Raw genomic sequence first — 23,264 nt, 5'->3', positions numbered from 1 at the left:
TAAACCGACTCGTTTTGGGGGTAACTCGAACGCGATTCGCGACCTGTGCAGAAGTGGACCAGGCGGTGCGGGGATCAGCCGAGCGACGCCACCCACTCTGTCGAACCGTCGTCGAAGGCCTGCTCCTTCCAGATGGGAACCGTCTTCTTCACGTCGTCGACCAGCTCGGCGCAGGCGGCGAAGGCGTCGCCGCGGTGGGCCGAGGCGACCGCGCAGGCGAGGGCGAGATCACCCACCACGAGGTCGCCGGTGCGGTGGACGATGGCCACGCGGGTCTCGGGATGCGCGGCGGCGATGCGCAGCGCCGACGCGCGGATCGCCTCGGCGGCCGAGGGATGAGCGGTGTAGCTCAGCGCGGTGACCCCACGGCCCTCGTCGTGATCGCGCACGACACCCGCGAAGGTCACCACCGCGCCCGAGGTCGCGTCCTCCACGGCCGCGGAGCACTCGTCGATCGTGATCGTCTTCTCCGCGATTCTGGCGATGACGACGCGGTTGTCCACAGATCCGTCCGAGGCGGGTGCGGCGTCACTCGGTGCGGGCATGATCGCCTCCATGAATCTGATCGATGAGATGCACGAGAACGCCGTCGAGCACGCCGAGGCCGTCGCGAACCCCACCGCTCGACCCCGGGAGGTTGACGATCACGGTCGTTCCCGCCACGCCGGCGATGCCCCGGGAGAGTGCGGCCTTCGGGGTGTGCGGGGCGCCGACCCGCCTGATCTCCTCGGCGATGCCGGGCACCTCGAAGTCGATCACGGCCCGCGTCTGCTCGGGTGTGCGGTCGGTGGGGGAGGCCCCGGTGCCGCCCGTGGTCACGACGAGGTCGACGCCCGACTCGACGGCGCCTCTCAACGCAGCGCCGACGGGCTCGCCGTCGGGCACGACCGAGATGTCGGCGGTCCAGCCGCGCTCGTGCAGCCACGCCTCGATCACCGGGCCGGTGGTGTCCTCGTACACGCTGGCCGCCGCGCGGTTCGACGCCACGACGACGCGGGCGCTGCGGTGCGCGGCGACGGTATCGGGCCCGGGGCCTTCGCGGTCGGGTTCGGGGTCGTGGTGCGGATGCTCGTGGTGGGTCATTCCCGGCTCCAATCGCCGCTCGCGCCGCCCGACTTCGACAGCACCTCGATGTCCGTCACCCGGGCGCCCCGGTCGACGGCCTTGATCATGTCGTACACCGTCAGCGCCGCGACCGACGCGGCGGTGAGCGCCTCCATCTCGACGCCGGTGACCCCGGTCGTCTTCACCGAGGTGATGACCCGCACGCTCGACTCGCCGATCTCGAAGTCGACGGTCACGCCCGAGATCGGCAGCGGGTGGCAGAGGGGGATGAGCGAGGAGGTCTGCTTCGCAGCCAGGATCCCGGCCACGCGGGCGACCGCGAGTGGCTCGCCCTTCGGCAGGGAGCCCGATGCGAGCAGGGCGATCACGTCCGGGCGGGTGTGCACCACGGCTTGGGCGCTCGCCACCCTCTTGGTGACCGCCTTGTCTGACACGTCGACCATGTGGGCCGAGCCGTCGGCGGTGACGTGGGTGAGCTCGGAGCCGTCAGCCATCGATCCTCCAGTAGTCCAGTTCGTCGCCGGCCGACACCGACGACACCCCAACGGGCACGTGCACGAGCACGGTGGAGCCCGCGTAGGAATGCAGCAGATGGCTCGACGGCCCGCCCACGAGTTCGAGTGTGCCGTCGTCGCGCACGAGGCCGCGGCGCAGCTGATGATGCGTCGGCGGGGAGTCGAACGCTTCGGTCACGGTGCCGCGCCTCAGCTCGCGCGCGGTCGTACGTGCACCGGCCGCGGCCAGCAGCGCGGGCCGCAGGAACGCCTCGAACGACACCAGTGCGCTGACCGGGTTGCCCGGCAGGCACACCACGGGGCGGTCGACGGATGCGCGACCGTCCGCTCCCGGCAGCGACGCGAGCCCGAAGCCCTGCGGCCCGCCGGGCTGCATCGCGACCTTCATGAACTCCACGCCGAGGGGCCCGAGGGCGTCCCGCACCACCTCGCGGGCGCCGGCGCTCACCCCGCCGACGGTCACGACGAGGTCGACGTCGGCGGCGTGCCGGGCGAGCAGAGCGAGCAGATCGTCGGCGTCGTCGGAGCGGCAGGGTGCGGGCACCACCGCGCATCCGATGGCGAGCAGCGCGGCTGTCAGGGCCGACGAGTTGGCGTCGAAGATCTGTCCCGGCTCGAGGGCGGTGCCGGGGTCGCGGATCTCGTGTCCCGTGGACACCAGCAGCACCCGCACCCGAGGTCGCACCGAGACCGAGGTGGCACCGGAGCCGGAGATGACGCCGTAGTGGGCGGGGCCGAGAACCATGCCGGCGGGAAGGAGCACCTCGCCCTCACGCACGTCGCTGCCCGCGACCCGCACGAACAGCCCGGGCGAGACCCGCTCGGTGAAGGTCACGGTCGCCCCGGTGGCGTCATCGGGGTGGAACGCGGGAGGGTCGGCCTTCTCGATCTGCACCACGGCGTCCGCGCCCGCGGGCACGGGAGCCCCGGTCATGATCGGCGTAGCCGTGCGGCGGCGGTGGGTGCCGAACGAGTCGCCGGCCGCGATCCGTCGAGCGACGGCGAGTTCGACCGGGCGACCGGCACCGGCCGACGCGAGATCGGCGGAGTCCACGGCGTACCCGTCCATCTGCGAGTTGTCGAACGCGGGCAGGCTCGACGGCGCGATGACGTCCTCGGCGAGAATCCGGTACGAGTACCGCTCCGGATGCACCGCGAGCTCGGCCGCGCCCACCACCAAATCCTCGGCGGCCGCCCGGTCGTCCGCGGTGCCCGCGCTTCCCGCGGCGCCCGTGGCATCCTCGGCACCGGACTCGGCCGCGGCCCCGGCCCTGGCTCTGTGGTCGGTCGACGCTCCGGCTCCGTCGCCGGTCGCGGCCCCGATCGTGCTCAGCAGCGCGGTGACCTCGCGGCGATGCTCATCGATGGTTCGCATACGCCCAGTGTGCCTCATGACGGTCGCCCGTCTGCCGCGCATCCGGCACCCAATCGGTACCGGCCGTTCGGCCCGGAGGCGTCGGTCGACCCGTCGGGGCGGAACACGGTCACGACCCACCGCTCGGCAGGCCCGCACCGAATAGCTCGCATGTCCTGCCCGCGTCACGTTCCGTTCACCTCGCACCCCTCGTTCCGGACGGGCCGGGTGGTAGCGAGAGGGACGGCCTGGCGGGCATCCGGAGCGCTTAGGGTGGAGGCATGAGCGTCGGTCTGGGCATCCCGGTGGTGAAGCGGGTTGCCGGTGGGGGCACTGCTGTCGCCGGCGCAGCGACGGACGGGCCCGCGATGGGGGCGGGTCATGCGACCGAAGCCGGTGGTGTGACGGAGGCCCGTGGTGCGATCAAGCGTCGTGGCGCCGTCATGCTGCCGAGCGATCGGCCCGACGAGGCCGGTCTGATCGACCGCTTCGGCCGCAGCGGTACCGACCTCCGCATCTCGCTCACCGACCGCTGCAACCTGCGCTGCACCTACTGCATGCCCGCCGAGGGCCTGCCGTTCCTCGCGCCGCCGGCGCTGATGTCGATCGACGAGATCACCCGCTTCGCCCGCATCGCGGTGACCGAGTTCGGTGTGCGCCAGGTGCGCTTCACCGGGGGAGAGCCGCTGCTGCGAAAGGACCTGGTCGAGATCATCCGCGCCGTGGCCGCCCTCGAGCCGCGCCCCGAGATCTCGATGACGACCAACGCGATCGGGCTCGCCAGCCGGGCAGAGGCGCTCGCCGAGGCGGGGCTCGACCGCATCAACGTGTCCCTCGACTCGATCGAGCCCGAGACGTTCGCGAAGATCACGCGGCGGCCGTTCCTCAGTCGGGTGCTCGCGGGCATCGACGCGGTCGGGGCGGCCGGCCTCGTCTCGACCAAGATCAATGCGGTGCTGATGCCGGGCATCAACGACGACCAGGCCGTCGAGCTGCTCGAGTGGGCGCTCGCCGGAGGCCACCAGCTGCGCTTCATCGAGCAGATGCCGCTCGATGCCGACCACGTCTGGAACCGTGACTCGATGATCACGGCCGACGGCATCCGGGAGCGGCTCAGCGTGCGCTACCTGCTGAGCCCCGACGAGGCGCCGCGCGACGGCGCTCCGGCCGAGCTGTTCCAGGTGCGCGAGCGCGCCGACGGACCGGAGGGGCCGCTGCTCGGCCTCGTCGGCATCATCGCCTCGGTCAGCGAGCCGTTCTGCGCCGACTGCCGACGCACGCGTCTCACCGCCGAGGGGGCCGTGCGCAGCTGCCTGTTCTCGCACACCGAGACCGACCTGCTCGGTCCGCTCCGCGACGGGGCCGACGACCGCGAGCTGGCCGATCTGTGGCGTGGGGCGATGTGGGCGAAGCCGTCGGGGCACAACATGAACGCGGCCGGGTTCGAGCAGCCCGACCGCCCGATGAGCGCGATCGGCGGCTGAGATGAGCATCCAGGTGAGGTACTTCGCCGCGGCCAAGGCGGCGGTCGGGCGGTCCGAGGAGCGGCTCGATCCCGCTCCCACGACCATCGGCGAGCTCGTCGACGCCGTCGCGGCCGGGGCTCAGGATGCGCGTGCCGCCGCCGCGGTCTTCGACCGCTGCTCGTACCTCCACAACGGCCGCGCCACCACCGACCGCCGCACGGCGCTCACCGACGGCGACACCGTCGACGTCCTCCCGCCCTTCGCCGGCGGCTGATCCCCGCCGGCGGCCTCGCCGCGGCCCCGGCATAACCGCCCACCGTGCGCAGGCAAGCGTCGGTCACGTGCCGATTCCGCTCGGCCGCTTTCAGCCCAGGTGCGGATGCCCAGGTGTCGATCCGGCGCCCGCCCGTCAGCACCACGGAGCCCAGGCATCGACCTCACGCCAGCCCGCGCAGCACCGAGGAGCCGTCGGGTGGGCCCAGCCGCGCCGGCCGCCTCCGCTCAGTGCCGCGGGGCCGTCGGTTCGACCGGGCCGCGTCGGCCGGCCCGCTCAGTACCGCGGGGCCCTCGGCTCGACCGGGCCGCGCCGGCCGCCCCCGCTCAGTACCGCGGAGCCGTCGGCTCTACCGGGCCGCGCCGGGCGCCCCCGCTCAGTACCGCGGAGCCGACGGGTCCACCTCGCGCGACCACGCGTCGATCCCGCCCTGCACGAACGTGACGTCCTCCCACCCGTTCGCCCGCAGCAGCGCCGCGGCCTGCTGCGACCGCGCGTCGTGGTGGCAGTGCACGATGACCTTCTCCTGCGGCGGCAGGATCTCCCGCGCCTGATCGCTCAGGATCTGCCCCAGCGGCACGAGCTCCGACCCTTCGATGGCGACGAGCTGGTTCTCGTGCATCTCCCGCACGTCGACGAGCACGAAGTCGGCCTCCCCGCGCTCGCGCGCCTCCAGCAGCGACTTGAGCTCGGGGGCGGTGACGGAGGGGGTGGGGGAGGTCACGGTGGACTGCCTTTCGAAGAGGGCGGTGGCGGGCCCCGCGGCTGCGGCGCCCTGCTTGGTGTAGCTGTACGGCTCGCCGATGTTCGCCGCGCCGCGCGTGCGCCGGGAGCCCGGGGTGTCGCGGTTCGCGGCCTTGCCGAACGGCACCTCGCGCCAGGAGGCGTCGAGGGCGTCGTGCACGAGCAGTCGGCCGAGCAGCGGTTCGCCGTAGCCGCCGAGCAGCTTCAGCGTCTCGGTCGCCATCACGGCGCCGATCGCCGCGCAGACGGGGCCGAGCACCCCGGCGACCGAGCAGGTCTCGCCGGCGTCGGCGTCGGGCTGCTCGGGGTAGAGGTCGTCGAGGGTGCGGTCGAGGCCCTCGCCGGCGGTGGCCCAGAACACCGTCACCTGTCCGTCGAAACGCAGCACCGACCCCCAGACGAGCGGCTTGCCCACCAGCGCGCACGCCGCGTCGACGACGTACTGCACCTCGAAGTTGTCGGTGCCGTCGACCACGACGTCGTACTCCGACACCAGCTCGAGCACGGTCGCGGGCGTGACCTCGGCGTCGTGCTCGATCACCTCGATCAGCGGGTTCTGGGCGCGCACCGCCGCCGCGGCTGACGCGACCTTGCGGTCGCCGACGCGGGCATCCGGGTGGATGGTCTGGCGCTGCAGGTTCGACACCTCGACCGTGTCGTGGTCGGCGATGCCGATCGTGCCGACGCCCGCGGCGGCGAGGTACTGCAGCACGGGCGAGCCGAGGCCGCCGGCGCCGAGCACGAGCACCCGGGCATCCTTCAGCCGACGCTGCCCGTCGATGCCCACGTGCGGCAGCGAGATCTGCCGCGAGTACCGCAGCAGCTCGGCGCGGGTGAGTTCGGGGCCGGGTGAGACGAGGGCGGGCAGCGGCATGGCTCCAGCCTACGGTCGATTCCGGATGCTCGGCCGTCGCCTGGGGCCCGGGACGTGTGAGGATCGGGAGGTGATCACGCTCCGTACCACGACCACCGACGACCCCGCCTTCCGCGAGCTCGAGCGGGAGCAGGTGGCCGACGTCATGCGCCGCTACTCCAGCGATGACCCGGGCCCCGCGGTGCACGGCGGCCTGCCCGCGGTCGTGGCCGAGCGGCGGGCGACGGATGCTCGCGCCGACGCCGGGGCGACGGCCCACGGTCCCGTGCCGCTCGGCTGCATCGCCCTCAGCCCCCTGGGCGAGACGGGCGCCACCGAGGCCGGCACCGACGAGTGGCGCGAGAGCGAGATCAAGCGCGTCTACGTGCGCGAGACCGCCCGCGGCCAGGGAGTGGCGCGTCGGCTGCTGGCCGCGATGGAGGAGCTCGCCCGGGAGCGCGGCACGCACATCCTGAAGCTGGAAGTCGGGCAGATGCAGCCCGAGGCGGTGGCCCTCTACACGAGCGAGGGGTGGGAGCGCACGGACTGCTACGGCTACTGGAAGGACGAGCCGCTCGTGATCTGCATGAGGAAGCGTCTCCACCCCCGCCCCGATGCGGAGGTTCCAGCGTCGGCGTAGCCTTTTCGCCATGGCACTCCGTTTCGAGCAGGTCGTCGTCGACTCCGAGAACCCGAAGGCCCTGGCCGAGTGGTGGCGGGAGGCTCTCGGCTGGCAGCTGACCTATCAGGGCGGGGAGGGTGAGGGGGCCGAGTACGAGATCGCGCCCGATGGCGACACGCATCCGAGCCTGCTGTTCCTCACGGTTCCCGAGAGGAAGACGGTGAAGAACCGGCTGCACCTCGATTTCGTGCCGACCGCCGACGGTGAGGCGGGAGAAGCCGACGGGGCCGAAGGCGCAGACGCCCCCGACCCCCAGCAGCTCGAGGTCGCGCGCCTAGAAGCCCTCGGCGCCACCCGCGTCGACATCGGCCAGAAGGACGTCGGCTGGGTCGTGCTCGCCGACCCCGAAGGCAACGAGTTCTGCGTGCTGCGCGCCAGATAGAGCGCCCCCAGCCGCTACCGTAGGGTGCACCCACCGACGGAAGGCCGCGCGTGCACCTGAAGAGCTTGACCCTGAAGGGCTTCAAGAGCTTCGCCAACCCCACCACCTTCGCCTTCGAGACCGGCGTCACCGCCGTGGTCGGGCCGAACGGCTCGGGCAAGAGCAACGTGGTCGACGCCCTGGCCTGGGTGATGGGGGAGCAGGGCGCCAAGACCCTCCGCGGCGGCAAGATGGAGGACGTCATCTTCGCCGGCACGAGCACCAAGGGCCCGCTCGGCCGCGCCGAGGTGACGCTCACGATCGACAACGCCGACGGGGCGCTGCCGATCGACTACTCCGAGGTGACGATCCGGCGCACGCTCTTCCGCAACGGCGGCAGCGAGTACGCGATCAACGGCGAGAACTGCCGGCTGCTCGACGTGCAGGAGCTGCTGAGCGACTCCGGGCTCGGGCGCGAGATGCACGTCATCGTGGGCCAGGGGCAGCTCGACGCGGTGCTGCACGCCACCCCCGAGGGGCGTCGCGGGTTCATCGAGGAGGCCGCGGGCATCCTGAAGCATCGCCGTCGCAAGGAGAAGACGCAGCGCAAGCTCGAGGCGATGCAGGCGAACCTCACGCGGCTGTCCGACCTGGCGGGCGAGATCCGGCGGCAGCTCAGGCCGCTCGGGCGTCAGGCCGAGATCGCCAAGGAGGCGCAGTCGATCGCGGCGATCGTGCGCGACGCCAAGGCCCGGCTGCTGGCCGACGAGGTGGTGACGCTCCGCACCGCCCTCGACGCCGCGGCCCGCAGCGAGAGCGAGCGGCACACCGAGCGCATCGTGCTGCAGGAGCGCCTCGAGCAGAACCAGCTGCGGGTGGCCCGCATCGAGCAGGCCCAGGTGGGCGACGCCGTCGACCTCGCGCGGCGCACCGCGTTCGGTCTCGAATCGGTGCAGGAGCGGCTGCGCAACCTGCACAACCTCGCCAGCCAGCGGCTCGCCCTGCTCGGTGGCGAAGACGCGGTTCCGGATGCGGGGCCGAGCGTCACCCCGTCGATGGTCGCCGACTCGCGCGACGAGGTGGTGCGCCTGCACGGCGAGGTCGCCGGCGCGCAGGACGCGTGGGACGCCGCCAAGCGCGCCACCCTCGCCGCCCGCGGCTCGCTCGACGCCCTCGACGAGCAGATCGCGTACCAGAGCTCGCTCGTCTCGAAGCACGACCTCGAGCTGTCGAAGCTCACGGGGCAGCTCGAGTCGGCCAACTCCCGGCTCGCCGCCGTGCGCGGTGAGGTGCTCCGGCAGCAGAACGCGCTCGACGCCGCGGCCGCCCGGCGCGACGCCGCCGAGGCCGAGTTCGCGCGCGCCGAGGCCGAGGCCGTCGAGGTGCAGGTCGACGAGACCGACCTCGACGAGGGCTACGAGTTCGCCCAGTCGGCCGTGTTCGAGGCCGAGGCCGAGATCGAGCGGCTGCGCGACGAGCTGCACACCCACGAGCGCGAGCGCGACGCCCTGGCCGCGCGTACCAGCGCCCTCACCATGGCCCTCGACCAGAAGGACGGCTCGGCCGAGCTCGTGGCCGCGCGGCTCGACGGCATCCGGGGGCTCGTGGCCGAGCACGTGAAGGTCACCCCGGGCTTCGAGGCGGCCGTCGCCGCGGCGCTCGGCTCGCTCGCCGACGCGGTGCTGGCCGCCGACGTCGACTCCGCCGTCGCTGCGGCGCAGGCCGCAGCCGCGGGCGACATGGGGCGGGTCGAGCTCGTCGTGGCCGATGCGCCCTCCGGGGCTCAGGATGCTCTGCCCTCCGCTCTCACGTCGGCCGACGGCATCACACCCGCCGCCCGCGTCGTGACCGGCCCGGCCGGCGTGCTCGGCGTGCTCGGCGCGACCGCGATCGCCGACGACCTCGACGCCGCGCGCCGGGCGTGGGCGGCGGTCGAGGCGGACGGTGCCGCATCCGCCGGTCTCACCCTCGTGACCAGGCAGGGGGAGGTGCTGACCCGGTACGTGCTGCGCGGCGGGTCGGGGGCCACCCGCTCACGCATCGAGCTGGTGGCCGAGCGCGATTCGGCGGCGGTGCTGCTCGAGGAGGAGGCGTCGGTGATCGAGCGGGCCCGCTTCGCGCTCGCCGAGCAGCGCGGCATCGTGCAGGTCGCCAAGGAGCAGTCGCAGGCGGCCCTCGCGGCGCTGCGTGAGCACGACTCGAAGCTGGCGTCGCGCACCGAGCGGCTCGGGCGGCTGCGCGCGCAGCTCGAGGCGAGCGGGGCGGAGCTGGAGCGGCTGCGGAAGAGTCTCGCGATCGCCCAGGACTCCGTCGGCCAGGCCGAGCAGGGGGCCGAGCGCGCCCGCCGGGAGCTCGAGGTGGCGCGGGAGCGTCCGCGGCCGGTGCTCGACGTCAGTTCGCGGGACGGGCTGCTCGTGGAGCTCGAGGCCGCGCGCGACCGCGAGGTCGAGACGCGGCTCGGCGTCGAGACGGCGCGGGAGCGGGTGCGGGCCGAGCAGGCGCGCACGGCGGCGCTCGAGCGCCAGCTCGAGGCCGACCGGGCGGCGGCCGAGGCGGCGGCGCGGCGGGCGGTGATCCGGCGGCGGCAGATCGCGGCGGCCTCGGCGGTGGCCGAGGCGCTGCCCGCGGTGCTGTCGTCGGTCGACCGCTCGGTGACCGAGGCGGCGGTGCTGCTGGCCCGCCGCGAGGCCGAGCGAGCCGAGCAGAACGAGGAGCTGTCGGCACTGCGTCGCGACGAGGCGGCGCTGCGCGAGCGGCTGCAGGCGATCACCGAGAATATGCACGGGCTCGAGCTGCAGATCTACGAGAAGAAGCTGCACCTGTCGAGCCTGCTGGAGCGGGCGGGGTCGGAGCTCGGGCTCGTCGAGGACGTGCTGGTGGCGGAGTACGGGCCGACGCAGCTGGTGCCGGACGAGGTCGCGGTCGCGGTCGCGACGGCCGGTGCGGACGAGGCTGCCGACGCGGACGAGGCTGCCGACGCGGACGAGGACGCCGACGCGGACGAGGACGCCGACGCGGGCGAGGATCGCGACGCGGAGGCCGGCGCCGACGCGCGCTCCGACGCCGATGCGGGCGCCCGAGCATCCGCCACCCCCACCGACGAGGAGCCGCAGGGCCGCCCCTTCGTGCGCGCCGAGCAGCAGCAGCGGCTCGCGAAGGCCGAGCGCAAGCTCGCCGAGCTCGGCCGCGTGAACCCGCTGGCCCTCGAGGAGTTCGCCGCTCTGGAGCAGCGCCACAAGTTCCTCACCGAGCAGCTGACCGACCTGACCAACACGCGCAAGGACCTGCTGACGATCATCGAAGAGATCGACGACCGCATGCAGATCATCTTCGAGAGCGCCTTCGAGGACACCCGGGAGGCCTTCACGAAGGTCTTCCCCGTGCTCTTCCCGGGTGGCACCGGGTCGATCTCGCTGACCGACCCGGCGAACCTGCTGACCACCGGCATCGAGGTGAGCGTGAAGCCGGCGGGCAAGAAGATCGAGCGGCTGTCGCTGCTCTCGGGCGGGGAGCGGTCGCTCGCGGCCGTGGCACTGCTGATCGCGATCTTCAAGGCCCGGCCGAGCCCTTTCTACATCATGGACGAGGTGGAGGCGGCGCTCGACGACGCCAACCTCGGTCGGCTGTTGACCATCTTCGAGGACCTCCGCGAGACCAGCCAGCTCATCGTCATCACGCACCAGAAGCGCACGATGGAGATCGCCGACGCCCTCTACGGCGTCTCCATGCGCCAGGACGGCGTCTCGGCGGTGGTGGGCCAGCGAGTCGGCCGGTCCACCACCTGACCGGGACTAGTGGGTCGAGGGCTCCGTCTCGATCTCGGTGCGGTTGCCAGACCAGAGGGTGTGGAAGACGCCCGGCTTGTCGACACGCTTGTAGGTGTGCGCACCGAAGAAGTCGCGCTGGCCCTGCACGAGGGCGGCGGGCAGGCGCTTCGAGGCGAGCGAGTCGAAGTACGACAGCGCCGAGCCGAAGCCCGGAACCGGCACACCCGAGAGCGCGGCGGTCGACACCACGCGGCGCCAGGCGGCCTCGCCGTCGGCGACGGCCTTGGCGAAGTACGGGTCCTCCAGCAACGACGCGATGTCGGGGTTGTTCTCGTAGGCCTCGACGATGCGGTTGAGGAACTGCGCGCGGATGATGCAGCCCGCGCGCCAGATCTTCGCGACCGCACCCTTGTCGATCTGCCAGCCGTACTGCGCCGCGCCCGCGATGATCTCGTCGAAGCCCTGCGCGTACGCCACGACCTTCGAGGCGTAGAGGGCGGCGCGGATGTCGTCGGCGAAGGAGTCGACGTCCACGTCGACGACCGAGGGTCGCGAGGTGATCGTCGCCTGCACGGCCGCACGCTGCGACGGCTTCGACGACACCGAGCGAGCGAACACGGCCTCGGCGATGCCGCCGACGGGCACGCCCAGGTCGAGGGCGTTCTGCACGGTCCACGAGCCGGTGCCCTTGGCGCCGGCCTGGTCGAGCACGACGTCGACGAACGGCTTTCCGGTGTCGGCGTCGACCTGACGCAGCACCTCGGCCGTGATCTCGATCAGGTACGACTCGAGGTCGCCCGAGTTCCAGGTCTCGAAGACCTCGGCGATCTCGGCCGGCTCGCGCCCGGTGACGGTGCGCAGCAGGTCGTAGGCCTCGGCGATCAGCTGCATGTCGGCGTACTCGATGCCGTTGTGCACCATCTTCACGAAGTGGCCGGCACCGTCGGTGCCGATGTGGGTGACGCAGGGCTCGCCCTCGGCGACCGCGGCGATCGACGCGAGGATCGGCCCGAGCGTCTCGTAGGCCTCGGCGGTGCCGCCGGGCATGATCGACGGGCCGTTCAGCGCGCCCTCCTCGCCACCCGAGATGCCGGTGCCGACGAAGTGGATGCCGGTGGCCGAGATGTCCTTCTCGCGGCGGATGGTGTCGTGGAAGTTCGCGTTGCCGCCGTCGACGATGATGTCGCCGGGCTCGAAGCGCTGGGCCAGCTCGGAGATGACGGCGTCGGTGCCGGCTCCGGCCTGCACCATGATGATCGCGGTGCGCGGCTTCTGCAGGCTGGCGACGAAGTCGTCGATCGACTCCGAGGCGACGAAGCCGGCTTCCGGATGCTCGGCCACGAGCTTGCGCGTGCGCTCGGGGGAGCGGTTGTAGACGGCCACCGTGTTGCCCTCGCGGCTGGCGAGGTTGCGGGCGAGGTTCGAGCCCATCACCGCCATCCCGACGACTCCGATGTTGGCGGTTGCAGCTGATGACATGCCGGTTACTCCTCGTAGAAAGCGAACGTCTCCAGAGTAGTGGAGCCGATGCGCTAGACTCGGGCACTGAACTTCGGCGAGGGATGCGGGCACAGGCCGCGCATCCGTTATCGACGCGGTGGATCAGGCCTCAGCAGTCTTTCCTCTCGCTTCATGCGGTCGAGTTGAATCCCCTCACACAACTGCGAGCCCGATCGGCCCGCGAAGGAGCAGAACAATGTCAGAAGACACTCGCGTCACCGCGGAGACCCGTACCGAGTTCGGCAAGGGCTTCGCCCGCCGCACCCGCGCCGCCGGCAAGATCCCCGCCGTCATCTACGGTCACGGCACCCAGCCGCAGCACATCTCGCTGCCCGGCCACCAGACCGCGCTCATCCTGCGCAAGGCGAACCAGGTGCTCGAGCTCACCATCGACGGCGTCGAGTCGCTCGCCCTGGTGAAGGACGTGCAGAAGGACCCGGTGCTCCAGGTCATCGAGCACATCGACCTCATCGTCATCCGCAAGGGCGAGAAGGTGCAGGTCGAGGTCAACGTGCACGTCGAGGGCGAGCCGGCTCCCGGCACCATGGCCACGCAGGACTCGCAGACCGTGCTGCTCGAGGTGCTCGCGACGAGCATCCCCGAGGCCGTCACCGTCTCGGTCGAGGGCCTCGAGGAGGGCTCGGTCGTCCGCGCCTCCGACATCGTGCTGCCCCAGGGCGCGACCCTCATCACCGACGAGGAGGCCGTGATCGTCGTCGTGGCCGTTCCGGAGGAGGAGCCCGAGGACGAGCCCGCCGAGGGCGAGGGCGAGGCCGAGTCGACCAGCCCGGCCTCGGCCGACGCCGAGTAGCACCGGCCATCCGACGGTCGGTCGCGTGAACGACGATCTGCACCTCGTGGTCGGGCTCGGTAACCCCGGGCCCGGCTACGCGGGGAACCGTCACAACGTGGGTCAGATGGTCACCGCCGAACTGGCGAGCCGTCTGCGCGCGACGTTCAAGAGCCACAAGGCGAACGCGCGGGTGGCCGAGGGGCGAATCGTCCCCGGCGGCCCGCGCTTCGTCGTGGCAAACCCCAACACCTACATGAACGTGTCGGGCGGGCCGGTGAACGGCCTGCTGAAGTTCTACGGGCTCACGCCCCAGCAGCTCATCGTCGTGCACGACGAGCTCGACATCCCCTTCGACACCCTGAAGCTCAAGCAGGGCGGCGGCCACGGCGGCCACAACGGCCTGCGCGACATCATCGCGGCCACCGGAAGCAACGACTTCCTGCGCGTGCGGGTCGGCATCGGCCGCCCGCCGGGCCGCATGGAGGCGGCCGACTTCGTGCTGAAGGACTTCACCTCCACCGAGAAGCAGACGCTCCCCAACCTCATCGACGAGGCGGCGGATGCGGTCGAGCTGATCGCCGGCTCGGGTCTCACGGCCGCCCAGCTGAAGGTGCACACCGTTTCCTAGCCGCGGGGCCGGCAAGGGCGGGTGTCGGTGCGCGCGGGTAGAATCGTCCGAGTGATACTTCAGGGTCTTGTCGAAGCTCTTTCTCGCGCGTCCACCGTCGAGAAGGCCCTGGTGAACGCCGGCCGCGACAGCGACTTCTCGCTCACCGAGGGCCTCCGGGCGCCCTTCCTCGCCGCCATGATGGAGCGCCGCATCGAGCGCGGGCTGCCCGCGGCGATGCTCGTCGTCACCGCCACCGGGCGCGAGTCCGAGAAGCTCCGCGAGAGCCTCGCGAGCTTCCTGCCCGAGGCCGACATCATCGAGTTCCCCGCGTGGGAGACCCTGCCCCACGAGCGCCTCAGCCCCAGCGCCGAGATCGTCGGCAAGCGCATCGACGCGCTGCGCCGCCTCACCACCTGGCAGCAGGCCGACCCTTCCACGCGTCGGCCCATCGTCGCGGTCGCCTCCGTGCGCGCCGCCCTGCAGCCCATCGCCTCGAACCTGGCCGACCTCGAGCCGGTGCACCTCGAGAAGGGCGCCCGCGGCTTCGACCTCTCGGCGTTGTCGCTGCAGCTGGTCGAGCTCGCCTACTCCCGGGTCGACATGGTCACCCGCCGCGGTGAGTACGCGGTGCGCGGCGGCATCCTCGACGTCTTCCCGCCGATCGCCGAGCACCCCTACCGGGTCGACTTCTTCGGCGACGAGGTCGACGAGATCCGCGCCTTCTCGGTGGCCGACCAGCGCTCGCTGCCCGACGCCGTCGGCGCGGTCGAGCTGCCGCCGAGCCGGGAGCTGCTGCTCAGCGACGGCGTGCGCCAGCGTGCCCGCGAGATGCAGCACGAGTTCCCGAGCCTCGCCGGCATGCTCGAGAAGATCGGGGCGGGCATCCCGGTCGAGGGCATGGAGTCGCTCGCACCCGCACTGCTCGACGAGCTCGTCACCGTCGCCCACTACCTGCCCGAGGGTGCGGCCGTCGCCGTGCTCTCGCCCGAGCGTGTCGCCACGCGGGCCGTGAACCTCAGCGAGACCAACCGCGAGTTCCTCGCCGCGGCCTGGACAGCGGCGACCGCCGGCGCCGAAGCCCCGATCGACCTCGCCTCGGGCGAGTTCATCACCCTGAACGACCTCCGCCACGCCGCCGGCACGAACCGCCCGTGGTGGACGTTGAGCGAGTTCCAGCAGGGCCCCGCCGACGACGAGGTGCTTCCCGAGCACCGCGAGCTCGAGGAGCACCTGACCCTGCGGCTCAAGGCCGACGGCGTGCCGAGCTTCCAGGGCAACGCCGACGGCGCCATCGCCCACGTCGCCTCCCGCCTCGCCGACGGCTGGACGGTGGCTGTCGCCGCCAAGGGCCAAGGCCTCGTCGAGCGCGCCGCCGACGTGCTCGCCGAGCGTGAGGTGCCCGCCCGCCTCGTCGAGGAGTTCCCGACCGACGCCGAGCCGGGGGTCGCCTACCTCGTGCGGGCCGCCGTCGAGCACGGCTTCGAGCTGCCCGAGCTGAAGCTCAGTCTGATCGGCGAGACCGAGTTCTACGGCCGCACCGCCGGCTACGAGACCCGCCAGGTGAAGAAGCTGGCGAGCCGCCGCAAGAACGTGGTCGACCCGCTGCAGCTGAAGGCCGGCGACTTCGTCGTGCACCAGACGCACGGCATCGGCAAGTTCATCGAGCTGACCCAGCGCGAGGTCTCGAGCGGGGGCCGCAACGCGGTGAAGACCACCCGCGAATACCTCGTCATCGAGTACGCCCCCTCCAAGCGCGGCTACCCGGGCGACAAGCTCTACGTGCCCACCGACCAGCTCGACCTGCTCAGCCGCTACGTCGGCGGCGAGGCGCCGAACCTCAGCAAGATGGGCGGCTCCGACTGGGCGGCCGCGAAGGGCAAGGCCCGCAAGGCGGTGCGCGACATCGCGGTCGAGCTGGTCAAGCTCTACTCGGCGCGCATGGCCTCGAAGGGTCACGCCTTCGGGCCCGACACCCCGTGGCAGCACGAGCTGGAGGAGGCGTTCCCGTTCCAGGAGACGCCCGACCAGCTGACCGTCATCGACGAGGTGAAGGCCGACATGGAGCGGCCCATCCCGATGGACCGCCTGCTCAGCGGCGACGTCGGCTTCGGCAAGACCGAGATCGCCATCCGGGCCGCCTTCAAGGCGGTGCAGGACGGCAAGCAGGTCGCGATGCTCGTGCCCACCACGCTGCTCGTGCGCCAGCACATGGAGACGTTCCAGGAGCGCTTCGCCGGCTTCCCGGTGCACCTGAAGGCGCTCAGCCGCTTCCAGAGCGAGAAGGAGAAGCGCGAGACCGTCGCGGGGCTCGCCGACGGCACGGTCGACATCGTGATCGCGACCCACCGCATCCTGAGCGACAACATCGCCTTCAAAGACCTGGGCCTGCTCATCATCGACGAGGAGCAGCGCTTCGGCGTCGAGCACAAAGACCAGCTGAAGAAGCTGAAGACCAACGTCGACATCCTGGCGATGAGCGCCACGCCCATCCCGCGCACCCTTGAGATGGCGGTCACGGGCATCCGCGAGATGTCGACGCTCGCCACCCCGCCCGAAGACCGGCACCCCATCCTCACCTTCGTCGGGCCGTACTCCGACAAGCAGGTCGCGGCCGCCATCCGCCGTGAGCTGCTGCGCGAGGGGCAGGTGTTCTTCGTGCACAACCGGGTCTCGTCGATCAACCGGGTCGCCGCGCAGATCGCCGAGCTCGTGCCCGAGGCGCGGGTCGCGGTGGCGCACGGGCAGATGAACGAGCACGTGCTCGAGCAGGTCATCGTCGACTTCTGGGAGCGCAAGTTCGACGTGCTCGTCTCGACGACCATCATCGAGACCGGCATCGACATCGCGAACGCGAACACGCTGATCGTCGATCGCGCCGACAAGTACGGCCTCTCGCAGCTGCACCAGCTGCGCGGCCGGGTCGGCCGTGGCCGTGAGCGGGCCTACGCCTACCTGCTGTTCGACGAGAACAAGCCGCTCTCCGAGACGGCGAACGACCGGCTGAGCACGCTCGCCGCCAACAACGAGCTCGGCTCGGGCATCCAGGTGGCGCTGAAAGACCTCGAGATCCGCGGCGCCGGCAACCTGCTCGGCGGCGAGCAGGCCGGCCACATCGCGGGGGTCGGCTTCGACCTCTACCTGCGCATGATCGGCGAGGCCGTGTCGACCTTCCGCGGCGACGTCGCCGAGGGCCAGACCGAGCTCCGGCTCGAGCTGCCGGTCGACGCGCACATCCCGGAGGACTACGTCGACAGCGAGCGGCTGCGCCTCGAGGCGTACCAGAAGCTCTCGACCGCCTCGTCGCCCACCGCCTCCGACGATGCCATCGACCGCGTCATCGAGGAGCTCACCGACCGCTACGGCCAGCCGCCCATCGAGCTGCAGAACCTCATCGCGGTGTCGCGGCTGCGGCGGCTCGCCCAGAAGTCGAACCTCGGCGAGGTCGTCACGATGGGCTCGAACCTCCGGGTGGCGCCCGCCGACCTGGCCGACAGCATCCAGGTGCGGCTGCAGCGCATGTACCCGGGGTCGAAGTACTTCGCGCAGACCAACGCGGTCTCCATCCCGATGCCGGTCGTCGACGGGCATCCGCTCGCCGACGCCGACCTCATCGCGTGGGTGGCCCAGCTGCTCGAGACGATCTTCGCGCCGGCCAAGGCGGCGGTCTGAGCTCGTCGCCTTAGGCTCGGGGCATGGCTGAGATTCCGGATGCACGGACCGAGCTCGACCGCCTCGTCGCGGTGACGGCGCTGCTGAGGGCTCCCGGGGGCTGCCCGTGGGACGCGGAGCAGACCCACGCCTCGCTGGTGCAGTACCTCACCGAGGAGACCCACGAGCTGATCGACGCCATCGAGGCCGGATCGCGTGAGGAGCTGATCGAGGAGCTCGGCGACGTGCTCTACCAGGTGGTGTTCCACGCCGACATCGCCGCTCACACGCCGGGGGAGTCGTTCACCATCCAGGACGTCGCGGCGCACATGACCGCGAAGATGGTGGGGCGTCACCCGCACGTGTTCGGTGACCTCGACCTGTTGACCGCCGGCGACGTCGAGAACGCCTGGGACTCCTTCAAGGCCGTCGAGAAGCCCGGCCGCACCAGCGTGCTCGACGGGGTGCCGCTCGGGATGCCCGCGCTCGCGCTCGCGGACAAGCTGCTCGGCAAGGCGGCGAAGCTCGGCGTCGCCCCGGCCGCGGCGCCGGTGCCGGCGAGCGAGGAGGAGCTCGGTGCCGAGCTGCTCGCGCTCGTCGCGGGCGCGAAGGCGCAGGGCCTGGACGCCGAGCGGGCGCTCCGGACCGCGCTCCGCGCCCTCCGCGCCGACATCACCGCCGCCGAGGTCCCGGTACCCGAGGCCCAGGCATCCGAGGCCCCCGCCCCCCGCACGGAGTGACCCCGGCCGTTCAATAGAATCGGAGGATGGCTTCTCCGGTGACCCCGCCGCGCGGCATGCGCGACTTCCTGCCCGCCGACAAGGCGAAGCGCGAGCGCGTGCTCGGCGTCATCCGTCAGAGCTACTCCGCGCACGGCTTCGACGAGATCGAGACGCCCGTGATGGAGGACTTCGGTCGCCTGCACGCCGGCCTCGGCGGCGACAACGAGAAGCTCGCCTTCAACGTCATGCGCCGCGGCCTCGACGCCGAGGCCGTCCGCGCGGCCGCCGACGCCGACGACCCGGATGCGCTCGCCGACCTCGGCCTCCGCTTCGACCTCACCGTGCCGCTCGCCCGCTTCTACGCCAGCCACCGGGCGAGCCTGCCTCAGGTCTTCCGCTCCGTGCAGATCGCCCCGGTCTGGCGCGCCGAGCGCCCCCAGAAGGGCCGCTACCGCCAGTTCGTGCAGTGCGACATCGACATCATCGGCGAGGCGGGCATCCTCGCCGAGATCGAGCTGCTCACCGCGACGCTCGCGACCCTCGACGCGCTGGGGCTCGAGAACTGCCGCATCCGCATCAACGACCGCCGCATCCTTCTGGGACTCCTCGACAGCTTCGGCTTCGACCCGGCCGAGCACGACTCCGTGCTGATCACCATCGACAAGCTCGACAAGGTGGGCCCGGAGGGCGTCGTCGCCGAGCTGCGCGAGAAGGGCTCCCGCCCCGAGGCCGTCGAGGCGATCGAGCGCTTCCTGGCGGTGTCGCCTCCCGTGCTGCCCGAGGCGGTGGCTCCGGATGCGGTCGCCGACCTCGCTCGCATCGGGGCCGCCCTGTCGGCCGCCGGCGTCGACGGCGCCCTCGTCTTCGACCCCTTCCTCGTGCGCGGCATGGGCTACTACACCGGCACCATCTTCGAGATCGAGCACCCCGACTTCAGCTTCTCGCTCGGCGGCGGAGGCCGCTACGACGGCATGATCGGCCGTTTCCTCACCGAGTCGGTGCCGGCCTGCGGCTTCTCGATCGGCTTCGAGCGCATCATCGATCTCGTGGCCGACCCGGCGGCCGGGGCGGGCGACGCCGTGGCCCTGGTGCACGACAAGAACGCCGAGCCCGAGCGGCTGCTCGCCCTGAAGCGTCAGCTCATCGCGGGCGGCCGGCGGGTGCGGCTGGAGCGCCGCACCAAGAACCTCGGCCCGCTGCTCGAGCGGCTCGCTGAGGCGGGCTTCGACTCCTTCGCCCTGGTCGGGCGCGAGACCACCGAGGCGGCCGAGCTGGAGTTCAAGACGCTCGACTGACGGATCCGGCGCGAGCAACAGATGCATAGCAGAGCTATGTATAATAGTTGATCGTGACTAACGAAAACCCCACCCCAGAACTCCAGACGCTGCTCTCCGACCTCGTCTCGGTCACGCACCGCCTCACCCGCATCGCCGCCCAGGCCACCGGCGAACAGACCTCACCCGCCACCTGGCGAACGCTCAGCGTGCTCAGCAGCTTCGGCCCCATGCGCCTCGGCGAGCTCGCGAAGCAGAGCCGGGTCAGCCAGCCCACGATGACCAAGATCGTCGCCAACCTCAACGAGGTGGAGTGGATCCGCCGCATCGCCGACGTCGACGACGCCCGCGCGTGGCAGATCGCCCTCGCCCCGAAGGGCATCCGAGCCCTCTCCGACTGGCGCGACAAGCTCGGCGCCGCCCTCGCTCCGCTGTTCGACGACCTCGACCGCGAGGAGATCGAGGTCATCTCCCGGGCCGTCGACCTGCTGCACGAGTGCACCGACGTGCGCGCCGCCGACGTCGTGAAAGCCGCGTGATCCAGACGAGCACCGACACGGCGTCGACCGCCACGAACCCGACGAGCACGACCACCGCGAAGAAGACCGCCCCGAAGAACTCGATCCTGCACCAGCCCAAGGCCGTCTGGGCCGTGGCGTTCGCGTGCGTCATCGCCTTCATGGGCATCGGCCTGGTCGACCCCATCCTCCCCGCCATCGCCGAGAGCCTCGACGCCACCCAGACGCAGACCTCGCTGCTGTTCACCAGCTACCTGCTGATCACCGGCGTCGCCATGCTCTTCACCAGCTGGCTATCGACCCGCATCGGCGCCCGCAAGACGCTCCTGATCGGCCTCGCGCTGATCGTCGTCTTCGCCCTCGCCGCCGGTCTCTCCCAGAACGTGGAGTCGGTCATCGGCTTCCGCGCCGGCTGGGGCCTCGGCAACGCCCTCTTCATCTCGACCGCCCTCGCCACCATCGTGGGCGCGGCGAGCGGGGGAGCGAGCTCGGCGATCATCCTCTACGAGGCCGCCCTCGGTCTCGGCATCGCGATCGGTCCGCTGCTCGGCGGGCTGCTCGGCTCGATCAGCTGGCGGGGGCCGTTCTTCGGCACCAGCGTGCTGATGGCCATCGGCTTCATCGCCATCGCGACGCTGATGAAGAAGGAGGCGGTCAGGCCGACCCCCACGCCGCTGTCGGCGCCGTTCAAGGCGCTGGCGAAGCCGGCGCTGGCGATCCTCGCGGTCGCGGCCCTGTTCTACAACATCGGCTTCTTCATCCTGCTGGCCTACACGCCGTTCCCCCTGGGGCTCGATGAGATCGGGCTCGGGCTCACCTTCTTCGGCTGGGGGCTCGCGGTCGCGATCACCTCCGTCTGGGTGGCGCCGTGGCTGACCCGGCGCATCCCGCGCAGCCGCGTGCTCTGGACGGTGCTGCTGCTGCTCGGGCTCGACCTCGTGCTCGCCGGCGTCTTCGTCGACAGCGTGGCGGGCCTGATCACCTGCGTGGTCGTGGGCGGCGCCCTGCTCGGCGTGATGAACACCGTGCTCACCGAGTCGGTGATGGCGGCCACCGATCTGCCGCGCCCGGTGGCGTCGTCGGCCTATTCGGCGGTGCGCTTCCTCGGCGGTGCCGTGGCCCCGCCCGCCGCCTCGCTGATCGCCGGGGTGTTCACGGCCGCCACCCCGTTCTACGTCGCCGCGGGTTCCGTGGTGATCGCCTCGGTCATCCTCGTCGCCGGTCACCGCGCCATCGCGCACATCGACCACGAGGAGGAGGACGAGCTCACCGAGGCGGAGGCCATCTCCGCGGGGGAGTAGTCCTGCACCGGCTGAAAGTTTGCACTTTCTGCAGTAATTAGTTGATCTGTGTCAACAACGGGTATATCGTTGATCCAGATCAACTTTTTGCGTACAGGAGAACCGTGTCCTCACAGACCATCGAAGCCCCGGCGCCCGCGGAGGGCGCCAAGACCCGCCGGCAGGTGCTCGTCCCGTTGTCGGGCCTCCTGCTCGGCATGTTCGTGGCCATGCTGGCCAGCACCGTCGTGTCGAGCTCGCTGCCCAAGATCATCTCCGACCTCGGCGGAACGCAGTCGGGCTACACCTGGGTCGTCACCGCGACCCTGCTCGCCACCACCGTCTCGACGCCCATCTGGGGCAAGCTCGCCGACCTCACGAACCGCAAGCGACTGATCCAGCTCTCGCTGATCATCTTCGTCGTCGGCTCAGGCCTCGCCGGCCTCGCCCAGTCCACCGAGATGCTCATCTTCTTCCGCGTGCTGCAGGGCCTCGGCGCGGGCGGTCTGACCGCCCTCGTGCAGGTCGCGATGGCCGACATCATCCCGCCGCGTGAGCGCGGCCGCTACATGGGCCTGCTCGGCGCCGTGATGGCCGTGGCCACCGTGGGCGGCCCGCTGCTCGGCGGTGTCATCACCGACTCGGCCGGCTGGCGCTGGAACTTCTACATCGCCGTTCCCTTCGCGGTCGCCGCGCTGATCGTGCTGCAGCGCACGCTGCACATCCCCACGAAGAAGCGCAAGGTCACCATCGACTACCTGGGCGCGGCGCTGATCGCGGCCGGTGTCTCGCTGCTGCTGATCTGGGTCACGCTCGCCGGCAACGACTTCGAGTGGGGCTCCGTGCAGTCCATCGCGATGGTCGTCGGCGCCGTGCTGCTGCTGGCCGCCGCGGTCGTCACCGAGCTGAAGGTGAAGGAGCCCATCATCCCGATGACGCTCTTCACGAACCGCACCTTCTGGCTCGCCGTGATCGCGAGCATCTCGGTGGGTGTCGCCATGTTCGGCACCAGCATCTTCCTCAGCCAGTACATGCAGCTGGCCCGCGGCAAGACCCCGACCGAGTCCGGCCTCCTCACCATCCCGATGATCGCCGGCGTGCTCGTGTCGAGCATCGTCATCGGCCAGGTGATCAGCCGCACCGGTGTCTGGAAGCGCTACATGGTGATCGGCTCGGTGCTGCTCACGATCGGCCTGGCGCTGATGGGCACCATCCGCTACGACACGAGCTTCTGGCTGGTGTTCCTCTACATGTTCGTGATGGGCTCGGGCGTCGGCATGGTGATGCAGAACCTGGTGCTGATCGTGCAGAACGCGGTCGACCCGCGCCAGATCGGCACGGCCAGCGCCTCCGTCGCCTTCTTCCGCTCGCTCGGCGGCACGATCGGTGTCGCCGTGATGGGCGCCGTGCTCGGCAACCGCATCACCTCGCTGATCGCGGACGGGCTCGTGAAGCTCGGCGTCGACCCGTCGCAGACCGGCGGCCTGAAGACCGGCGGCATCCCCGACCTCAGCACGCTGCCCGGCCCGATCCGCACCCTCGTGGAGTCGGCCTACGGCGAGGCGGTGGCCGACATCTTCCTGCTGGCCGTGCCGCTCGCGCTGCTGTCGATCATCGCGATCGCCCTGCTGCCGAACCGCGCCCTCGGCACGAAGACCTCGCAGGAGCAGATCGCCGACATCGAGCAGACCGTGGTGAACGTCTCGGCCGCCGAGATCGCCGGCGAGAGCACCGAGAACGGCGACCGCGCCGACCACCGCACGCGCGACGACGAGGATGCCCGACCGCACGCCCCGCGTCACGCCGAGGAGGCGCCCGAACGACGGTGACCAGCCACG

The 23,264-nt window shown here is 71.3% G+C and carries 19 protein-coding genes; 13 read left to right on the top strand and 6 right to left on the bottom strand.

Annotated elements, in window-relative coordinates; genetic code table 11:
• Positions 1-74 precede the first annotated feature (74 nt).
• The 4 genes from NVV95_RS12390 to NVV95_RS12375 are packed head-to-tail and all read right to left on the bottom strand — an operon-like array spanning position 75 to position 2,955.
• Positions 75-545 (bottom strand): molybdenum cofactor biosynthesis protein MoaE, encoded by a 471-nt coding sequence (locus NVV95_RS12390; protein WP_259486838.1) that lies wholly within the window; start codon positions 543-545, stop codon positions 75-77.
• On the bottom strand, positions 529-1,083 hold the full coding sequence (locus NVV95_RS12385; protein WP_259486837.1) for a MogA/MoaB family molybdenum cofactor biosynthesis protein: 555 nt from the start codon (positions 1,081-1,083) through the stop codon (positions 529-531). The genes NVV95_RS12390 and NVV95_RS12385 overlap by 17 nt, the downstream gene beginning before the upstream one ends.
• Positions 1,080-1,559, bottom strand: a complete 480-nt coding sequence (gene moaC / locus NVV95_RS12380) for a cyclic pyranopterin monophosphate synthase MoaC (RefSeq protein ID WP_259486836.1) — start codon at positions 1,557-1,559, stop codon at positions 1,080-1,082. The genes NVV95_RS12385 and moaC overlap by 4 nt, the downstream gene beginning before the upstream one ends.
• Complete coding sequence (locus NVV95_RS12375) at positions 1,552-2,955, bottom strand: molybdopterin molybdotransferase MoeA (protein WP_259486835.1); 1,404 nt, start codon at positions 2,953-2,955, stop codon at positions 1,552-1,554. Before NVV95_RS12375 ends, moaC begins: the two co-directional genes overlap by 8 nt.
• 260 nt (positions 2,956-3,215) lie before the next feature.
• On the opposite strand from NVV95_RS12375, the gene moaA reads away from it, so the two are divergent.
• Together moaA and NVV95_RS12365 are read left to right on the top strand one after the other, a co-directional pair.
• Positions 3,216-4,418, top strand: coding sequence for a GTP 3',8-cyclase MoaA (moaA, locus tag NVV95_RS12370; RefSeq protein WP_375163822.1), 1,203 nt, complete (start codon positions 3,216-3,218; stop codon positions 4,416-4,418).
• Position 4,419: 1 nt separating this feature from the next.
• Positions 4,420-4,674 (top strand): MoaD/ThiS family protein, encoded by a 255-nt coding sequence (locus NVV95_RS12365; protein ID WP_259486834.1) that lies wholly within the window; start codon positions 4,420-4,422, stop codon positions 4,672-4,674.
• A 376-nt stretch (positions 4,675-5,050) separates the two neighbouring features.
• On the opposite strand, the gene moeB is transcribed toward NVV95_RS12365, so the two are convergent.
• On the bottom strand, positions 5,051-6,292 hold the full coding sequence (gene moeB / locus NVV95_RS12360) for a molybdopterin-synthase adenylyltransferase MoeB (RefSeq protein ID WP_259486833.1): 1,242 nt from the start codon (positions 6,290-6,292) through the stop codon (positions 5,051-5,053).
• 70 nt (positions 6,293-6,362) lie between these two features.
• Here moeB and NVV95_RS12355 point away from each other — a divergent pair, with 70 nt between their 5' ends.
• From NVV95_RS12355 to smc, 3 genes are read left to right on the top strand one after another with little or no spacing between them, the layout of a single operon-like run.
• Positions 6,363-6,911, top strand: coding sequence for a GNAT family N-acetyltransferase (locus NVV95_RS12355; RefSeq protein ID WP_259486832.1), 549 nt, complete (start codon positions 6,363-6,365; stop codon positions 6,909-6,911).
• Positions 6,912-6,921: 10 nt separating this feature from the next.
• Positions 6,922-7,335, top strand: coding sequence for a VOC family protein (locus NVV95_RS12350; protein WP_259486831.1), 414 nt, complete (start codon positions 6,922-6,924; stop codon positions 7,333-7,335).
• A gap of 50 nt (positions 7,336-7,385) precedes the next feature.
• Positions 7,386-11,099: a chromosome segregation protein SMC gene (gene smc, locus NVV95_RS12345; protein WP_259486830.1), complete on the top strand. Its 3,714-nt coding sequence runs from the start codon at positions 7,386-7,388 to the stop codon at positions 11,097-11,099.
• Positions 11,100-11,105: 6 nt separating this feature from the next.
• Here the strand turns inward: smc and gnd are convergent, their stop codons facing one another.
• The gene (gnd, locus tag NVV95_RS12340; protein WP_259486829.1) at positions 11,106-12,560 is read right to left on the bottom strand and encodes an NADP-dependent phosphogluconate dehydrogenase; all 1,455 of its coding nucleotides are present in this window, start codon (positions 12,558-12,560) and stop codon (positions 11,106-11,108) included.
• Positions 12,561-12,777: 217 nt separating this feature from the next.
• Here gnd and NVV95_RS12335 point away from each other — a divergent pair, with 217 nt between their 5' ends.
• The 8 genes from NVV95_RS12335 to NVV95_RS12300 all read left to right on the top strand — a co-directional run bounded on the left by NVV95_RS12335 (position 12,778) and on the right by NVV95_RS12300 (position 23,255).
• Complete coding sequence (locus NVV95_RS12335; protein ID WP_259486828.1) at positions 12,778-13,392, top strand: 50S ribosomal protein L25/general stress protein Ctc; 615 nt, start codon at positions 12,778-12,780, stop codon at positions 13,390-13,392.
• A 25-nt stretch (positions 13,393-13,417) separates the two neighbouring features.
• Positions 13,418-14,002 carry an aminoacyl-tRNA hydrolase gene (gene pth / locus NVV95_RS12330; protein ID WP_259486827.1) on the top strand — a complete coding sequence of 195 codons (585 nt, stop codon included), beginning with the start codon at positions 13,418-13,420 and terminating at the stop codon, positions 14,000-14,002.
• Between the two features lie 51 nt (positions 14,003-14,053).
• Positions 14,054-17,653: a transcription-repair coupling factor gene (mfd, locus tag NVV95_RS12325; protein ID WP_259486826.1), complete on the top strand. Its 3,600-nt coding sequence runs from the start codon at positions 14,054-14,056 to the stop codon at positions 17,651-17,653.
• Between the two features lie 23 nt (positions 17,654-17,676).
• Positions 17,677-18,372 (top strand): nucleoside triphosphate pyrophosphohydrolase, encoded by a 696-nt coding sequence (locus NVV95_RS12320; RefSeq protein ID WP_259486825.1) that lies wholly within the window; start codon positions 17,677-17,679, stop codon positions 18,370-18,372.
• A gap of 26 nt (positions 18,373-18,398) precedes the next feature.
• Positions 18,399-19,649 carry a histidine--tRNA ligase gene (gene hisS / locus NVV95_RS12315; RefSeq protein ID WP_259486824.1) on the top strand — a complete coding sequence of 417 codons (1,251 nt, stop codon included), beginning with the start codon at positions 18,399-18,401 and terminating at the stop codon, positions 19,647-19,649.
• Positions 19,650-19,702: 53 nt separating this feature from the next.
• Positions 19,703-20,167: a MarR family winged helix-turn-helix transcriptional regulator gene (locus NVV95_RS12310; protein WP_259486823.1), complete on the top strand. Its 465-nt coding sequence runs from the start codon at positions 19,703-19,705 to the stop codon at positions 20,165-20,167.
• A gap of 83 nt (positions 20,168-20,250) precedes the next feature.
• Positions 20,251-21,447 (top strand): MFS transporter, encoded by a 1,197-nt coding sequence (locus NVV95_RS12305; protein WP_259486954.1) that lies wholly within the window; start codon positions 20,251-20,253, stop codon positions 21,445-21,447.
• A 104-nt stretch (positions 21,448-21,551) separates the two neighbouring features.
• Positions 21,552-23,255: an MDR family MFS transporter gene (locus NVV95_RS12300; protein ID WP_259486822.1), complete on the top strand. Its 1,704-nt coding sequence runs from the start codon at positions 21,552-21,554 to the stop codon at positions 23,253-23,255.
• Positions 23,256-23,264 lie beyond the last annotated feature (9 nt).

Origin of the sequence: Herbiconiux gentiana (assembly GCF_024978135.1) — a bacterium.
GTDB classification, from domain to species: Bacteria; Actinomycetota; Actinomycetes; order Actinomycetales; family Microbacteriaceae; genus Herbiconiux; species Herbiconiux gentiana.
This window is presented reverse-complemented; position numbering and strand designations above follow the sequence as displayed.

What these genes read in the sequence shown, in the direction of transcription:
- NVV95_RS12390 (WP_259486838.1), bottom strand. Translation starts at nt 545, where the DNA reads ATGCCCGCACCGAGTGACGCCGCACCCGCCTCGGACGGATCTGTGGAC.
- NVV95_RS12385 (WP_259486837.1), bottom strand. Translation starts at nt 1,083, where the DNA reads ATGACCCACCACGAGCATCCGCACCACGACCCCGAACCCGACCGCGAA.
- moaC (WP_259486836.1), bottom strand. Translation starts at nt 1,559, where the DNA reads ATGGCTGACGGCTCCGAGCTCACCCACGTCACCGCCGACGGCTCGGCC.
- NVV95_RS12375 (WP_259486835.1), bottom strand. Translation starts at nt 2,955, where the DNA reads ATGCGAACCATCGATGAGCATCGCCGCGAGGTCACCGCGCTGCTGAGC.
- moaA (WP_375163822.1), top strand. Translation starts at nt 3,216, where the DNA reads ATGAGCGTCGGTCTGGGCATCCCGGTGGTGAAGCGGGTTGCCGGTGGG.
- NVV95_RS12365 (WP_259486834.1), top strand. Translation starts at nt 4,420, where the DNA reads ATGAGCATCCAGGTGAGGTACTTCGCCGCGGCCAAGGCGGCGGTCGGG.
- moeB (WP_259486833.1), bottom strand. Translation starts at nt 6,292, where the DNA reads ATGCCGCTGCCCGCCCTCGTCTCACCCGGCCCCGAACTCACCCGCGCC.
- NVV95_RS12350 (WP_259486831.1), top strand. Translation starts at nt 6,922, where the DNA reads ATGGCACTCCGTTTCGAGCAGGTCGTCGTCGACTCCGAGAACCCGAAG.
- gnd (WP_259486829.1), bottom strand. Translation starts at nt 12,560, where the DNA reads ATGTCATCAGCTGCAACCGCCAACATCGGAGTCGTCGGGATGGCGGTG.
- NVV95_RS12335 (WP_259486828.1), top strand. Translation starts at nt 12,778, where the DNA reads ATGTCAGAAGACACTCGCGTCACCGCGGAGACCCGTACCGAGTTCGGC.
- NVV95_RS12320 (WP_259486825.1), top strand. Translation starts at nt 17,677, where the DNA reads ATGGCTGAGATTCCGGATGCACGGACCGAGCTCGACCGCCTCGTCGCG.
- hisS (WP_259486824.1), top strand. Translation starts at nt 18,399, where the DNA reads ATGGCTTCTCCGGTGACCCCGCCGCGCGGCATGCGCGACTTCCTGCCC.